Origin of the sequence: Desulfosporosinus sp. (assembly GCF_014237355.1) — a bacterium.
GTDB lineage: Bacteria > Bacillota > Desulfitobacteriia > Desulfitobacteriales > Desulfitobacteriaceae > Desulfosporosinus.
Window position 1 is genome coordinate 39,083 of sequence record NZ_JABZFS010000062.1, and the last position, 15,458, is coordinate 54,540.

Annotated in this window: 13 protein-coding genes and 1 riboswitch; of the genes, 10 read left to right on the forward strand and 3 right to left on the reverse strand. The window is 43.1% G+C overall.

Going from position 1 to position 15,458, the window contains the following annotated elements:
* Window positions 1–5: 5 nt before the first annotated feature.
* The 3 genes from meaB to HGJ98_RS13715 all read left to right on the forward strand — a co-directional run bounded on the left by meaB (window position 6) and on the right by HGJ98_RS13715 (window position 1,833).
* On the forward strand, window positions 6–968 hold the full coding sequence (gene meaB, locus HGJ98_RS13705) for a methylmalonyl Co-A mutase-associated GTPase MeaB (RefSeq protein WP_291352022.1): 963 nt from the start codon (window positions 6–8) through the stop codon (window positions 966–968).
* Between the two features lie 242 nt (window positions 969–1,210).
* Window positions 1,211–1,639, forward strand: coding sequence for a cobalamin-dependent protein (locus HGJ98_RS13710; protein ID WP_291351972.1), 429 nt, complete (start codon window positions 1,211–1,213; stop codon window positions 1,637–1,639).
* Window positions 1,636–1,833: a hypothetical protein gene (locus tag HGJ98_RS13715; protein WP_135378093.1), complete on the forward strand. Its 198-nt coding sequence runs from the start codon at window positions 1,636–1,638 to the stop codon at window positions 1,831–1,833. The genes HGJ98_RS13710 and HGJ98_RS13715 overlap by 4 nt, the downstream gene beginning before the upstream one ends.
* A 238-nt stretch (window positions 1,834–2,071) precedes the next feature.
* Here the strand turns inward: HGJ98_RS13715 and HGJ98_RS13720 are convergent, their stop codons facing one another.
* Window positions 2,072–2,458, reverse strand: a complete 387-nt coding sequence (locus HGJ98_RS13720; RefSeq protein ID WP_291351973.1) for a YopX family protein — start codon at window positions 2,456–2,458, stop codon at window positions 2,072–2,074.
* Between the two features lie 92 nt (window positions 2,459–2,550).
* On the reverse strand, window positions 2,551–3,411 hold the full coding sequence (locus tag HGJ98_RS13725; RefSeq protein ID WP_291351974.1) for an SDR family oxidoreductase: 861 nt from the start codon (window positions 3,409–3,411) through the stop codon (window positions 2,551–2,553).
* Between the two features lie 198 nt (window positions 3,412–3,609).
* Here HGJ98_RS13725 and HGJ98_RS13730 point away from each other — a divergent pair, with 198 nt between their 5' ends.
* From HGJ98_RS13730 to HGJ98_RS13745, 4 genes are all read left to right on the forward strand, one after another.
* Complete coding sequence (locus HGJ98_RS13730) at window positions 3,610–4,233, forward strand: TetR/AcrR family transcriptional regulator (RefSeq protein WP_291351975.1); 624 nt, start codon at window positions 3,610–3,612, stop codon at window positions 4,231–4,233.
* A 65-nt stretch (window positions 4,234–4,298) separates the two neighbouring features.
* Window positions 4,299–5,315, forward strand: a complete 1,017-nt coding sequence (locus HGJ98_RS13735; RefSeq protein ID WP_291351976.1) for an HlyD family efflux transporter periplasmic adaptor subunit — start codon at window positions 4,299–4,301, stop codon at window positions 5,313–5,315.
* Window positions 5,316–5,329: 14 nt separating this feature from the next.
* Window positions 5,330–6,097, forward strand: coding sequence for an ABC transporter ATP-binding protein (locus HGJ98_RS13740; protein ID WP_291351977.1), 768 nt, complete (start codon window positions 5,330–5,332; stop codon window positions 6,095–6,097).
* Between the two features lie 6 nt (window positions 6,098–6,103).
* Window positions 6,104–7,249: an ABC transporter permease gene (locus HGJ98_RS13745; protein WP_291351978.1), complete on the forward strand. Its 1,146-nt coding sequence runs from the start codon at window positions 6,104–6,106 to the stop codon at window positions 7,247–7,249.
* 385 nt (window positions 7,250–7,634) lie between these two features.
* Here HGJ98_RS13745 and HGJ98_RS13750 read toward each other — a convergent pair whose 3' ends face one another.
* A complete protein-coding gene (locus HGJ98_RS13750) occupies window positions 7,635–8,873 on the reverse strand; it encodes an LL-diaminopimelate aminotransferase (protein WP_291351979.1) in 1,239 nt (412 codons plus the stop codon).
* A 238-nt stretch (window positions 8,874–9,111) separates the two neighbouring features.
* On the opposite strand from HGJ98_RS13750, the gene HGJ98_RS13755 reads away from it, so the two are divergent.
* From HGJ98_RS13755 to HGJ98_RS13765, 3 genes are all read left to right on the forward strand, one after another.
* Window positions 9,112–10,281 carry an aminotransferase class I/II-fold pyridoxal phosphate-dependent enzyme gene (locus HGJ98_RS13755; RefSeq protein ID WP_291351980.1) on the forward strand — a complete coding sequence of 390 codons (1,170 nt, stop codon included), beginning with the start codon at window positions 9,112–9,114 and terminating at the stop codon, window positions 10,279–10,281.
* Between the two features lie 217 nt (window positions 10,282–10,498).
* Window positions 10,499–10,591, forward strand: a riboswitch (cyclic di-GMP riboswitch).
* A gap of 162 nt (window positions 10,592–10,753) precedes the next feature.
* Complete coding sequence (locus tag HGJ98_RS13760; protein ID WP_291351981.1) at window positions 10,754–12,817, forward strand: methyl-accepting chemotaxis protein; 2,064 nt, start codon at window positions 10,754–10,756, stop codon at window positions 12,815–12,817.
* A gap of 192 nt (window positions 12,818–13,009) precedes the next feature.
* The gene (locus tag HGJ98_RS13765) at window positions 13,010–15,169 is read left to right on the forward strand and encodes a Tex family protein (protein WP_291351982.1); all 2,160 of its coding nucleotides are present in this window, start codon (window positions 13,010–13,012) and stop codon (window positions 15,167–15,169) included.
* Window positions 15,170–15,458: the final 289 nt, after the last annotated feature.

Consider the following 15,458-nt stretch of genomic DNA (forward strand, 5'->3'; position numbering starts at 1 on the left):
GTGCGATGAAAGAATTAGGACAAAAAGTATTGGCGGGAGATGTGCGTTCAGCCTCCCGCCTCATCAGAAACCTGGAAGATCAAATACCCGGTACCCACGTTGCTATGCAGGAGATTTTTACGAAAACCGGTAATGCCCATGTCATAGGGATTACCGGTGCCCCGGGAGCCGGTAAAAGTACCTTGACAGATGAACTGGTTTTTTCCTGGCGTCAGAGAAACAAGACTGTCGGTGTTCTGGCAGTAGACCCCACCAGCCCCTTTACCGGGGGGGCACTTTTGGGAGATAGAATCCGTATGCTGCGGCATGCTGAGGATAAAGGGGTATTTCTGCGCAGCCTGGCTACTAGGGGTTCTATGGGCGGTATATCCAAGGCTGTGGGAGAAGGCATCCATGTCATGGATGCTATGGGCAAAGACACCATAATCGTGGAAACTGTAGGGGTGGGTCAGCAAGAGGTAGAAATCATTAATCACGCTCATACCGTAATAGTTGTCCTGGTGCCCGGTATGGGGGATGAAATACAGGCTCTTAAAGCCGGTTTAATGGAGATAGCAGACATCTTTATCATTAATAAGGCAGACCGTGACGGTGCCGCGAGCTTGTATAAAGAAGTCACGAACATGGTTCACATGTCTGTTACTAAAGGTGGTTGGGAGATACCTGTATTACTGGTGGAAAGCGTACAGGAACCTAAAAAATTCGCCGAAAGTGTGTCGGCTGTATGCGATAAGATAGAAGATCATTATCGCTACCTGGTGGACAAAAACCTTTTGTCTGAGCGTTTGCGCCGTAAGACTGCTGCTGAATTTAATGAAGCTCTGTGGGCGGCAATCCTGCAGCCGGTATTAAATGACCTGGATGCAGGCGGAGAAATGGAAAAAATGGTTGATCAGTTATTGAAAAAAGAAACAGATCCATATACTCTGGCAGCGGAAGTAGCCGTCAGGTATAAAAACAAGGTCTAAAATTATGACATTAGCTTCTGATATAGTTAGGGCTTATGCTTGCTTAGAGCACCTGTCCTTTCTGAGTTAACTTTGCTGTGGTATGCCTTTGTTATATCAGAAGGGCGGGTGCTTCTACATTATTTTTTTGCATTGAGAAATGTTTATTGCATTTAATTTTGCATAAACCTTTACTTTATCGGCACAGTGGAGTGACTTATCTTTAAAGTTTATTTAACACTGGCTTTGAAGGATGTTAGAGCATGAATAAGAGACCCATAAAGGTTCTACTGGCCAAGGCCGGGATGGATAATCAGAATAAGGAAATCCGTATTCTAGCTCGCGGTTTAAGAGAACAGGGCGGCATGGAAGTTATTTATTCCGGTTTGTATTGTTCACTTGAGGAAATAGCTGCAACAGCACTGCGGGAGGCTGTTGATCTGGTGGGGTTATTTGTGCATAATGGTTCCCACTTGGATTTATACCCGCGCTTGCATGAGCTGCTGGCTGCCCAAAATGCTGGGTATATCCCCCCGGTTTTCGGAGGGGGCTTGATACCCGAGCGGCATCGGCAGGAACTTAAAGCTCAAGGGTCGGCAACTGAGATATTCGGGCCAGGCACCTCCACCGGCAGCATAATTGCCTGGATTAATCAGGTGCTGGCTGCCGGTGAGGGAGGAGAACTATTATGAGAATATTAAAAGAAAATGTTATCATTCCTCTTGGCCGCATGTATTTTATACCTAAAGAAGACGGCCTGAAAGCGGAAGATTTAATCATTGAAACGGTCGGTAAATACAAGGTATTTGATAAGCCCGATTGTATTGCCGTGCATAATGACGACTGCTGCAAGAGTATTAAGGTTACTATAAAAATTAAAGATTAGTCTGCCTGCTTTTTTTGCTAAGAAGATTTCTTGAAGGCAGAGAACAATTTACGCGACTGACTTCCAACCACTGGCATTATGACAGGATGGTGAGATTGTGAATTGGATTAAGGCTAAAGTAACCGCTAATTAAAGAACGTTAATTTAAAAACAAGAGGCGCATGTTCAATACTGAACGTGCGCCTCTTGTTTTTATTACATTGCTCTATATGCGAAGAAAAGTCGCTATAAGTATGCTTTAGAATAATGTAAACTGCACCGCCTCTGGAGTTAAATGAGCCCTTTGGAATTCATTTCCAATAACAATACTACATTCAACTGCACTAATTTCGCATTTTGAAAAACTCCCTAGTTCAAGAAGTTCGAAGGTTGCTAGTGTTTTGTTCCAAATAACTTTGTAAATGGCAGATGAGATTTTGACTAAATCACCTTCATAAACGTCTGTTCCGTTGTTATCACAAAAACCAGTCCATTGAAGCAATATGTATTTCCCAATGGGTTCCCAAGATCGACCTGGCACGCTCACTGCAAATGGGGACGTACTGTTCGTATCAAAACTTATGGCCTGAGGCTTTAACATTTTCTCCTGAATCCTGTCCCAAACTCTTAACTTTATTTCTCTCAATTTGCGGTACCTCCTTTGAAACTAGAAACGCTTATTAGATAAATACGTTCAAAGGGAGAAAATATAAGAGGGTTAGGAGATATCTTTTTTCATTAGCTGAAAATTGAGGCGTTATCCTTCACAAACATTTCCACCGTTCGTGGCATTCTGCCGGTTAGCTTTTTATAGTCCTCAGTAATCCTCTTGGCTGTGCCAAGCCGAGTCATAAGATAGAGCATAATTGTAACGTTGACATACTCCCTGTCTAGCCTTCGGATATCCAACATGTGTTTCCGATAAGCATAGATCGAAGGTTTTTGGTAAACGATCTTCCGACCCAACACGTTAGTTAGAATTTTAGCTATCTGAAAGTAGTCCAGCGATTCAGGACCTGTTAGAGTATGAGCAGTATTTCTGTATTTATCGGGATTAGCCAGGAGTACTGCTGCAGCATACCCGATATCCTTCGAATCAATGAAACTACACTTACTATTCCCGGCTGGGATGAATAGTTCGCCCTTATCACGTATCTCGGGAAGGTGGGCGCCGGTTAGGTTTTGCATGAAAAAACCTGGACGGATATGGGCGTAGGGGATACCTGCCTTCTCAAGATATTTCTCAATCTTATGGTGAGGTGGAATAGGGTTCTTCTCGACCCCCATTAGGGATAAAAAAGATACAAGGCGAATATTAGCATTTTTCATGGCTGTTATGAATGGCTTTAGATCCTCTGGTTTGCCAAGATGAGGTGGCCTCATCAGAAACACTCTGTCAACATTTTGGAGTGCTGCAGAAAAAGTTGATTGGTTTTCAAAATCAAACAGAACACATTCGGCACGGCTGTCTACTTGAGCAATCTTGGCAGCAGACATCGAAATAAGGCCTGCCTTAACGGGTTCTCCCATATCTAGAAGTGAGCTGCAGACGTATCTGCCGACATTTCCAGTTACGCCTGTTACCAGTATTTTTTTCATCATATTTTCTCCTTTGTGTGTATACCCTCTGCGCTGGGTGTTTACTAATTAATAACTTAGTCTTAACCTTCCCAGTGTTGGAGAAGCGAATGCAAATAATAGTCTTGACAAAGATCTTAAAATTGATAAACTTAGATTTGTAAGTGAGTAATCACTCATAAAGATTCTGCTTCATGATCAAATATTTGGAGGACAATTATGAAACTAAATCAAGAAACTCAACAACAGAAATCCAGTAGAAAGAAAACAGCAGATGAACGGCGCCAAGATATCCTTGAAGCCGCAATAAACGTATTTACAAAGAAAGGCTATAATGGCTCCACAACGGCTGAAATTGCCCGAGCAGCAGGTGTTGCTGAAGGAACTATTTTCCGTCATTTTGCTACTAAGAAGGAATTGCTGATTGCAGTTCTGACGCCGAAAATACTTAATGGAATTATCTCTCTCGATAAGGAACACAAAGATCCTGTAGAGTTTTTTCGGTGTTTTCTAAGGGATCGCTTAGAATTAATCAAAGAAAATGAAGGTCTTGTTCGCTTTATGTTTGCCGAAGCACAGTACCATAATGAAGTTAGGGAAGCCCTGTTTAATGGAATTCTGGGGCAAGGAATTAGTATTGTCAAGCCTTGGTTTGATAAGGGTGTTAAAGAAGGGGTTTTTAAACCCGTTCCATTTCCATCCATGATGCGAAGTTTTATGGGGACGGTATTATTTTACGGGATCTTCAATCACGTTTTTCCTGGGTTTTCTCCAGAAAGAACCATCGAAGAGGCAGCAGATCAAATACTAGATCTTTTTTTACATGGACTGCTGGTTGAGTAACGTGTAAGAACACAAAGGAGTCGTAGATACACTATATACTATGTGCAAGGGCAGGAGGAGAAAACATGAGAAAAAAAGCTGTAGTTATGGTCATTGTTCTAATTTTTATTGCCCTGTCGGTCATAGGGGATCGATACCTAAATCGATCTAAAGATTCAAACGTCTTTTCTGGTACTATTGAAGGGACTGAACTACCAGTACAATCAGAGCTTGGTGGGAGAGTGGTCGATTTGCTAGTAAGTGAAGGTCAGGTCGTTAAAGTAGGGGACATCATCGCTAAACTGGATGACAGTCAGGCTAAAATTTCCTTGGCTATTGCGAAGAGTCAACACACTCAAGCCCAAGCAAAACTGAATGACCTTTTAGGTGGAGCAAGGGCTGAAGAAATTCGTCGGCTTGAGCACTTAGTGAGTCAGGCGAAGGCCAATTTATCCGCACTGGAACCAAGTCTAAAATTTGAGGAAGATAATCTAGCTGCCAATCTAAAACTCTATGAGAGTGGTGCAATTAGTAAACAGGTGGTGGATACTCAGCGAACCAAACTTGATACCTTAAAAGCCCAGTATCAGAGCGCCCAAGCGAGTGTTGACGCCACTCAGGCAAGTTTGGATCAAGCCCAGGCCGGCTATACTCAACCGATGATTCAAGCACAAAAAGCAGCCGTTGATATTGCAGCGCAGTCTATTAAGACGGCAGAACTTGGTCTAAGCAAGCTTACTCTTAAGAGTCCTGCCAGCGGTCAGGTACTCTATCAAAATGTAGAGTTAGGTCAAGTTGTCAATCTTGGCTCAACCTTGGCAACGATTCTGGACCCTAATGATTTGTGGATTAAAGTATATGTCCCTGGAGCTAAGCTGAGTCAGATAAAAATGGGTGGGACAGTTTCTATTGCAGCGGATGCCTACCCGGATAAGACATTCAAGGGCCAGATTCAGTATATCAGTACTCAAGCGGAGTTTACACCGAAGAATGTGCAAACTAAAGAAGAGCGTACGACGACGGTTTATGCTGTGAAAATTGGCATAACAGACACTGAAGATCAATTGAAAGCAGGTATGCCAGCAGATATAACCCTGGAATAAAGGAGTGAAGCAGAATGAATTTAGCGATTGATTGCCAGGGTTTGGTAAAGCGCTTTGGCACGTATACAGCGGTTCAAGGGGTTAGCTTCCAACTCCCTGCCGGGGCAATTATGGGTTTTGTCGGGCCGAACGGTGCTGGAAAAACAACGCTCATCCGTATGCTCTGCGGAGTTTTGCTACCGACAGAAGGAAAAGCGACTGTGTTGGGTTATGATGTTTTAACTCAACCAGAGGAAATTAAACAGCGCATTGGCTATATGTCTCAAAAGTTTAGTCTTTATGAAGATCTAACTGTGAAGGAGAACCTGGACTTCTATGCAGGGGTATATAGTTTACATGGAAAGACAGCCCAAGAACAGAAGGCAAGGGTCATTAAACGAATTGGCCTGCTTGAACGAACCACTCAGTTAGTTTCTTCCCTTTCGGGTGGTTGGAAGCAAAGAGTGGCGTTAGCTTGTGCTTTACTGCATAGTCCCCAACTGCTCATTCTTGATGAACCAACTGCAGGAGTGGATCCGGTTTCACGACGTATTTTTTTGGACTTGATCCATCAGTTAGCCAAAGAAGGAATGACAATTCTAGTCAGCACTCATTACATGGATGAAGCGGCAACCTGTGATTATTTGGGTTTCGTTTTCTATGGGCGATTAATAGCCTTTGGCTCGCCGGAGGATATGAAAAGAAAAGAAGCTAAAGAAACTTTAGATGATCTCTTCATCTATTATGTCGAACATGAAGCTTCGGATGATCCTCGCAATCTCGTTCTTAGGAAAGGAGGGTGACCCTAAATGGGGAGATTTTCCTGGGTTCGTTTTTTAGCCGTCTTGAAAAAGGAATTCCTCCACATTCGGCGAGACCGTGCCAGTTTAATCATGGCCATGGTCATGCCGATCGGTATGCTTCTTCTATTTGGTTATGCGGTCAATACGGATGTCGATCATCTGCCTACAGTTATTTGGGATCAGTCTCAAACAACCGATAGCCGAGACTTTAGCGCGTCTATACGGAACACTCAATATTTAGATCCCGATGAATATGTCCAAGGATATCATCAGATCGAAAGCTATCTGGACAGCGGTAAAGCTCGGGTAGCCGTCATCATTCCGCCTAATTTTGGCAAAGAGTTACAGAGAGATAATGGTCAAGGCAACGTTCAGGTTTTAGTCGATGGGTCTGATCCTACTATAGCTCGAGCGGCCATGTCCGCGGTTCAGATGCTTGGTCTTAATAAATCCTTAGAGATACAAGGGGTTCGTCTTGCCGCTAGGGGAGCGGCATTGGGTACGAACATGCCACTTAATATAGAGACTAGAGTTTGGTACAACCCGGACATGAAGTCAATGGTCTTTAACATTCCAGCTTTAATCGGTCTGATCTTACAAAATGTTATAGCAATGTTAACTTCGTTTTCGATTGTGCGTGAAAAAGAACGTGGTACCATGGAACAAGTGGTCGTGACTCCTATTCGCTCTCTTGAATTGCTTATGGGCAAGCTTCTTCCTTTTGTGTTTATCGGTTTTGTTTCTTTGACCTTAATTTTAGCGACGGCGATTTTTTGGTTTGGAGTTATGCCCGCAGGAAGTATTCCCCTTTTAGTAATCTTATCCACCATTTTTCTGTTTACGATTCTAGCCATTGGTCTCTTGATTTCCAGTGTTGCCAAGACTCAGCTTCAAGCGATGCAAATGACCTTTATCCTGATTTTGCCCTCAATCCTCTTATCGGGCTTCATCTTCCCTCGGGAAACCATGCCTACGTTTCTAAAAATTATAGGTGGATTATTTCCATTGACATATTTTCTGGAGATCGTAAGGGGAATCTTCCTTAAAGGGGTAGGGATGGAGTATCTTTGGCAGGATACGCTCATCCTTTGTGCCTTCGCTATTGTCCTAGTAGGGATAGCAGCTAAGAAGTTTAAGAAAAACCTGGATTAGCGGAGGATGTGAAGTTGCTCCGGTCACCCACGGCGCCGTCACTATCGCACTTGATTCCGAAGCGAGCGTTGGCAAACCTCTGGGCGTTCTGGCCGCATGCTATGCCATCCTTGGCGCATGCGGCACTAGGAACATCGTGTTCCGTCGCATGTGTGTTGCTCCTTGCCATCCTTGGCACCGCAACATCAGTCCATCCATGGACAAGTCCGGTGCCACGCTGGCACTTCGGAATCTAAGCGCGATTAACGCGACTCTGCCTAAAGGGTTCGCTCTGCAACATCACACCCTCTGGTCTGGAGTGACGGGAGTTTAAGAACGGAAGGGTTTGATGCTGCTCAGGTAAAAAGCCTGTCGTTAGGTTTTAACTAGCGACAGGCTTTTTATGTTAGCTGTTCATTTTGGTTCGAATTCGTTCGATAGCTTTTTCCGTATTCTCTCGTGTCCCAAAGGCCGTTAAGCGGAAGTACCCTTCGCCATTAGCACCAAAGCCTGCACCTGGGGTACCCACAACATTAGCTTCTTTCATGAGCTTGTCGAAAAACTCCCAAGAACTCATATTATTGGGGGTTTTCATCCAGATATAAGGGGCATTAATTCCACCAAATACTTCATAGCCCGCTTTCGTCAGGCCTTCTCGAATGATTCGGGCATTTTCCATATAGTAGTCAATGGTTTCTTTAACTTGCTTTTTCCCTTCTTCAGTGTATATCGCTGCTGCTGCAGCTTGCACTGGATAAGAGACCCCATTAAACTTTGTGGTTTGTCTTCTCAGCCATAGTTTATTTAGACTATGAGGCTCACCTTTTGAATCATAGACCATAACTTCTTTTGGTACAACAGTATAGGCACACCGTGTTCCGGTAAAGCCCGCTGTCTTGGAAAAGCTTCGGAACTCTACAGCGACTTCGCGAGCACCTTCAACCTCATAGATCGAGCGAGGGACGTTTTCTTCACGTATGTAAGCTTCGTAAGCAGAATCGTACAGGATGATGGATTTATTTTTCTTTGCGTAGTCCACCCATTGCTTTAGCTCTGATTTAGTTAAGGTCATTCCTGTTGGATTGTTTGGGAAACAGAGGTAAATCATATCTACATGAGTTGTTGGAAACGCGGGTTTCATTCCGTTTTCTTCGGTACAGGGAAGATAAACAATACGTTCATACTGCCCTTTATCTGTATCGAAGTTCCCAGTACGCCCTGCCATCACGTTACTGTCTACATAAACCGGATAGACAGGGTCAGTGACCGCCATGATATTGCCGGTACCAAAAATCTCTTGAAAGTTCGCGGTATCACTTTTTGCTCCATCGCTGACGTAGACTTCATCTAAGGTAAGATCGACTCCCCGGGTCTTGTAATCGTTTTCGATAATTTTTTGAATTAGAAAGTCATAACCTTGCTCGGGACCATACCCTCTAAAGGTTTCGGCGTTCCCCATTTCATCAACAGCTTTTTTCATAGCTTCAATAACCGCGGGAGGAAGTGGACGAGTTACATCTCCAATCCCTAAGCGAATGATATCCGCATTAGGGTTCTCGTTTTTAAACTGATTCACCCTGCGGGCAATCTCCGAAAATAGATAACTTCCAGGTAACCTAAGATAATTCTCGTTCATTAGTGCCATAAATTCATGAGTCTCCCTTCTTAACCATTAGCTTTAATCGAAGTATTCTCTAATAAAACGATTTCTATAATTATAGCACATTTTTTTCCCTAGTCATTTCATCTCAAGAAAAGGACTTCTGGAAATTGTTAATTTACCTTTATTATACTGCGATTAACGTGGTAAAATAAGAAAGTATGGATGTGTCATGGTGTGTCAAAGGACCGTCCCCATGACACACAAGAACGGAGTGTATGATATGCTGCCATCGAAACGATTAGAAGGATTAGGAGCGTCCGTTTTTACGGAAATGGATAATCTGAAAAGGGAATTGGAGAGGGCTGGAAAGAGTTTAATTAATCTTAGTATAGGAAGTCCAGATCGTGCCCCAGCTCATGAAATCCGCAATATTCTTAGTAAAGCAGTTCTGGATGATGATCAATATGGTTATACATTAACCCGCGGGACAGACGATTTTCGTAAAGTTTGTGCGGAATGGTATCAAGAACGTTTTGGTGTTACTTTAAACCCAGAAACTGAAGTTTTGCCACTGATGGGTTCTCAGGATGGTCTGGCACATGTTTTTTTAGCCTATATCGACTCTGGGGATCTAGCCTTGATTCCTGATCCGGGCTATCCAATTTATACGGCGGGTTTGTTGCTGGCTGGTGGAGAGAAAGTAGCAATTCCTTTGCTGGAAGAGAATGGTTTCCTACCTGATCTAAAGCAAATTGACCCGAATATCGCTCGCAAGGCAAAGCTTATGTTCTTGAATTATCCCAATAACCCCACGGCTGCCGTGGCTAACCTCGAGTTTTTTGACGAGGTTGTAGAATTTGCTAAAGAGTATGATCTGCTCATTTGTCATGATGCTGCCTATTCCGAATTAGCGTTTGAGGGCTTCAAACCTGTGAGTTTTTTGCAAGCAGGGGGGGCAAAAGAGGTTGGTATTGAATTCCATTCTGTTTCTAAGACCTATAATTTAGCAGGAGCGAGATTAGGATTTGTTGTCGGCAATGCCGATGTCATTGGAACTCTCTCTCAACTCAAATCAAATATTGACTATGGTGTCTTCGCTCCCGTTTTGACTGCTGGCGCTTATGCCCTTCGTAATGCGCAAGGATCTATCGAAGAGAATAAGAGTGCCTATCAGAGACGTCGGGATCTCTTGATAGAGGGTTGTGCCTCTGCCGGTTGGAAAATGCCGATCCCGCAAGGTTCCATGTTTATCTGGGCACCTGTACCGACTGGACAAAGATCGGTATCCTTTGCAATGGATTTAGCCCGCGAAGTTGGAGTAATTGTAGTGCCAGGGATAGCCTTCGGAGAACATGGCGAAGGATTCGTAAGGATTGCTATGGTTCAAGATGAAGGTGTACTGCAGGAAGCAGTACAGCGAATTCAACAGTTTTTAAAACATTGTAGATAGGTAATTCCTTACGGTTATTTCTCAGTTTCTTAAGGCAGTTTGGGCACTGGGCACGATTTTAATTAAATGATGATTATGAAATTATTTTGGCGATATGACAACTTGTTATATCGCCTTTTTATTTAGTTATAGGGGGGATAGAAATAAGGAATGTGAAACCGGCCTTCCTATAGGAGGTAAACAATGCTTTTGGGTTGAATAACTCAATTAGTTGTAAACTTAAAATACGCAAACCTAATGAAAGTTAGGGACGCAAAGCCACGGGTCTAAGGGTCGTACTTTGTACAATCACGATAGCCGGGTTGCAGAAGCGCACACTAAAATGTCTATCTGCTGAAAGTTCGGTAGTTTAGGCATTTTTTTGTTCTGGTTATGAATTGGGGGGATATTAAGGCGGTATCACTGACGTCTTTGAATGAAAGGCCGATGTCGAATAATAATATTTGATCATTACATGAATGGGGATGAAGGTATGTTTAAGAAACTATTTAATATTTCTAGCCTCAGTAGTAAGACAATGGTGACGATTTTACCCTTAGTACTATTAACTTTAGTGGCTATGTCAGTAATCAGCTATAAATATTCAGAAAATCTACTTAAGAATGAGATTCAAAATAAAATGACTGCTCAATTAAAAGGTACGATCAAAGATATCGAGAAGCAATTAACGGCCCATGATACGCTGCTTCAAGGTCTAGCGCGTACTGTAGAGTCTATTGGTAACGGTGTAAGTACTGAAGAGTATGCAAGTTTGCTCCAGAAAATGATAACAGCTAATAGCGTTACCTTTGGAGCAGGGGTGTGGTATGAACCTTATGCTTATAACAGTGATACTCAGTACTTTGGACCTTATGTATATAAAGATAAAGACGGTAAAGTAGTGTTTACCAATGAATATGCTGACCCTAAATATGATTATCCCGCTCAGAAATGGTATACCATAAGTAAAGGTATTACTGAGAAATCCATTTGGACTGATCCCTATTATGATGAAGGTACTAAGGCTACCATATTAACGGACAATGTCCCGTTTTATGATAATAGTGGAAATTTCAAGGGTACAATAACCGGTGGGATTGATTTCACTACGTTACAAACGTTAATTAGTAATATTCAATTAGATATCGAAGCAGATATTTACCTCTTGAATAAAGAAGGTAAGTATCTGGCGAATCCAAATCCAAAAAAGATCATGAATATCAAAATTACGGAAGAAGAGAACCTCAGCTTGAAAGAAGCTGCAGAAAAGATGATGGCTGAGAAAAGCGGCACGGTTCCTTACAATAACAATGGGGCCAGGCAAGTTTACTATGCAGAAGTTCCGCAGTTTGGTTGGATTTTAGCAATTGATGTTTCGGAAAATGACTTGATGGCTCCGTTAAAGGATCTATTGAATCGAATGCTAATTCTAATTGTACTGGCAATGGCGGTAACCGGCACAGTGCTCATCTTATATAGTCGCTATATAGTTAAAAATATCAAAATGGTCAATCGGTTTGCATCAGCTATTGTTCAAGGGGATCTTAGCCAAACCATGGTCGTTCGTTCGAAAGATGAGTTCGGACAGATGACTGAAAATCTTAATAGGATGATGAACAACTATAAAGGAATTATTAATGGTATTGTAAATAGTTCCGAACAATTAGCAGCCTCTGCAGAAGAATTAACTGCTAGTGCCGATGAAGGGAGTAGGACAACGGAGCAAATTGTTTACTCCATTCAAGAAGTTTCTGACGGGGTTAAGGAAAAGCTAACGGGTGTTGACGCCACGGCGCAGTCTGCCCAATTAGTCTCTGTGCATATGCATACTATCACCCAGGATATCAATTTAGTAACGGCAGGGTCCCACGCTACATCAGTGAAGGCTGCTAATGGGAATAGTGTTGTTAAAAAAGCTGTAGACGAGATGCAAGCGATTAGTACTAAGGTCATAGAGGCAGCAGATGTGGTGAATAGTTTAGGGGAAAAATCAGCGGAAATTGGTGAGATAGTAGGAATAATAACCAGTATTGCGGCTCAAACAAATCTCCTCGCTCTAAATGCTGCTATTGAGGCCGCACGGGCAGGCGACCAGGGAAGGGGGTTTGCAGTTGTCGCTGATGAAGTCCGTAAACTTGCTGAACAGTCGAGTGATGCCGCCGGCAAAATAAGTGGTTTGGTGGGCGAGATTCAAAAAGAAACCTCAAAGGCAGTTAAGACTATGAATGATGGAACTGCCGCGGTTCAAGACGGGATTACCATGGTTAATTCGGCGGGTGAAGCGTTTCAAGATATCTTGCAGGGAGTTAACGACTTTTCAAAACAGGCACAAGCTGTTGCTGACGTGATAGAGAAGGTTGGGACAAGTACTGAGACAATCGTTGCTTCAATTATGGAAGTAGCTAGCATTCCTAAGGAAATAGCCGGTAGTCTTGAAAACGTGGTTGCAGGGACAGAAGAACAGAGTGCTTCTATGGAAGAAATTCGTAGATCAGCTACCTCACTTGCCCAAATGGCAACAGACTTCCAGGGTAGTGTGACCATGTTTAAACTATAGTTTGGGGAGTTTTTCCTGATTACGAAGCTGTGAAGGGTCCTTAGACCTTACACAGCTTTCTTAAATGTTAAGAAGACCCGATAAATTCCCTTACACACTTTCGATGCGGAATTTCCTTCATTTGGTGAAGAATGGTATAATTATTTAAAAGGCTATACAAGTATTCATTAGTTTTAGGGAGGTAATTGATCGTTGGATTTCAATGAAGTTATTGCCAAGGAACTTGGATTGAAAATAAACCAAGTTAAAGAGGCTGTTAATTTACTGGATGGGGGAAATACGATCCCGTTCATTGCACGCTATCGTAAAGAAATAACTGGGGAACTGGATGAGAATGTTTTGCGTGATATTGTGGACCGTCTAGATTATCTCCGACGCCTGGAACAGAGGAAAGCAGAGGTTCTGCGCCTGATTGACGAGCAAGGAAAGCTTACAGAAGATCTGTCGGCTCAAATTACCGCGGCAACGGTTCTCCAAGACGTCGAAGATCTCTACCGACCTTACAAACAGAAACGGCGCACACGGGCAACGATAGCCAAAGAGAAAGGTCTGGAACCTTTGGCGGATTGGTTATTAGTTCAATATACTAGAGGTGATCCTCAAGCGGAGGCAGAAAATTACTTAAATGCAGAGTTGGAGGTTAATTCCGTGGAGGAAGCTTTAGCGGGCGCCATGGATATTATTGCAGAAACCATCGCAGATGATGCTGCCCTCCGTAAACGGATCAGAGAGCAAACCTTAAGAAGCGCAGATGTCGTAGCGGTTGCTGCAGCTAAGAAGGCAACAGAACGGTCTCCGTTTGAAATGTACTATAATTATCGAGAGCCGGTTCGAAAGATCCCGCCGCACCGGATTTTGGCGCTGAATCGTGGGGAAAAGGAAGAGTTCCTCTCCGTAAAGATTGATGTTCCACTGGAAAATTTGCAGAGAATTATTGAATTGCGCTATGTCAAAACAGGTCCATGTTCTCTTCTAGTGCAAAAAGCGGCCCTTGATGCATATAAGCGCTTGATCGAACCTTCGATTGAACGTGAAGTGCGAGGGGAACTTTCTGCTCAAGCAGAAGAGCAAGCTATCAAAGTCTTTGCGGCAAATTTACGCCAGCTTTTATTACAGCCTCCTGTACGTGGGAAAATGGTACTTGGGCTTGACCCAGGGTTCCGGACGGGATGTAAGTGGGCGATTGTGGACGAGACCGGCAAGCTTCATCAAGTGGGGGTAATCTATCCACATACGGGAAAGAGTAAACGTGAAGAGGCTAAAGCAATTTTGCGGAAGGCGATAATAGAGTTTAACGCTAATATCATTGCGATTGGAAATGGGACGGCTTCTAGGGAGACAGAAGAGGTTGTAGCAGAAATGATTCAAGAAGATGGAATCTCGGTGGAATTCACTCTGGTGAGTGAAGCAGGGGCCTCTGTATATTCAGCTTCGAAGTTAGCGGGAGAAGAATTCCCTGATTTTGATCTTTCCTTACGAAGTGCTGTATCCATTGCTAGAAGGCTTCAAGATCCTTTGGCAGAATTAGTCAAAATTGAACCAAAAGCTGTTGGTGTAGGTCAATATCAGCATGATGTCCAGCCAAAACGGTTGGAGGAATCTCTGCACGGGGTTGTGGAATCTTGTGTTAATGTGGTAGGGGTTGATCTGAATACTGCCTCATCCTCACTTCTCCAATACGTTGCAGGGTTGAAGCCGGCAGTTGCTAAGAATATCGTTGCTTGGCGGGATGAACATGGAAAGTTTACCCGTCGGGATCAGCTTAAAAAAATACCTAGGCTTGGTGCACAAACCTATATACAGTGTGCTGGATTTATTCGTTTACCAGATGGGGATAATCCCTTGGAGAATACGCCTGTCCACCCGGAATCATATAAGCTTGCCGAAGATATCTTAAAGAGTATTGGGCATACTTCTGGAGATTTGAGAGATCGCCTTACTGAAGTGCGTAATAAATTGTCTCTTCTAGATCCTAAGGAGCTGGCGGACAAGTTTGGTGCAGGAGTTCCGACGGTTCGAGATATTTTAAATGCCCTGCAAAGACCTGGTAGAGATCCCCGTGAAGATTTGCCTAGGCCGTTACTTCGAAGGGATGTCACTCATATGGAGGATCTCAGCGAAGGGATGATCTTAGAAGGCACGGTGCGTAATGTCGTAGATTTCGGAGCCTTTGTAGATATTGGTGTTAAACATGATGGCCTAGTGCATATTTCCCAGTTGTGTGATAAGTTTATTAAACACCCCATGGAAGTGGTTGCTGTAGGTGATATTGTAAGAGTTCGTGTAATCGGTCTTGATAAGACGAGAGAACGAGTAAGCCTATCTATGCGGGATCTCCAGACGAGTGCTTAGACGGAATAAACCAATATTTGCCAAAGAACTATTCGTAGAGACATTAAGGATCTTGATGTCTCTTTTTTGTTTCTATCAGTAAACACCTTCCATGTTAATGGTAAGTTCGTGAGCGTAGCACATAAAGCAGTAGTCAGTAGCGTTTTAGGAATGAATTTGGATTAGCCTTACAAGTTGTTTTAAATAATGAAATGTTTCAGGCGAGGTAGGATCATATATAGGTCGCTTTTTACAAACGATGGAAAATATGGGCTATTTGTTTGTCGATTTTGGTTTTAATTAAGAATAA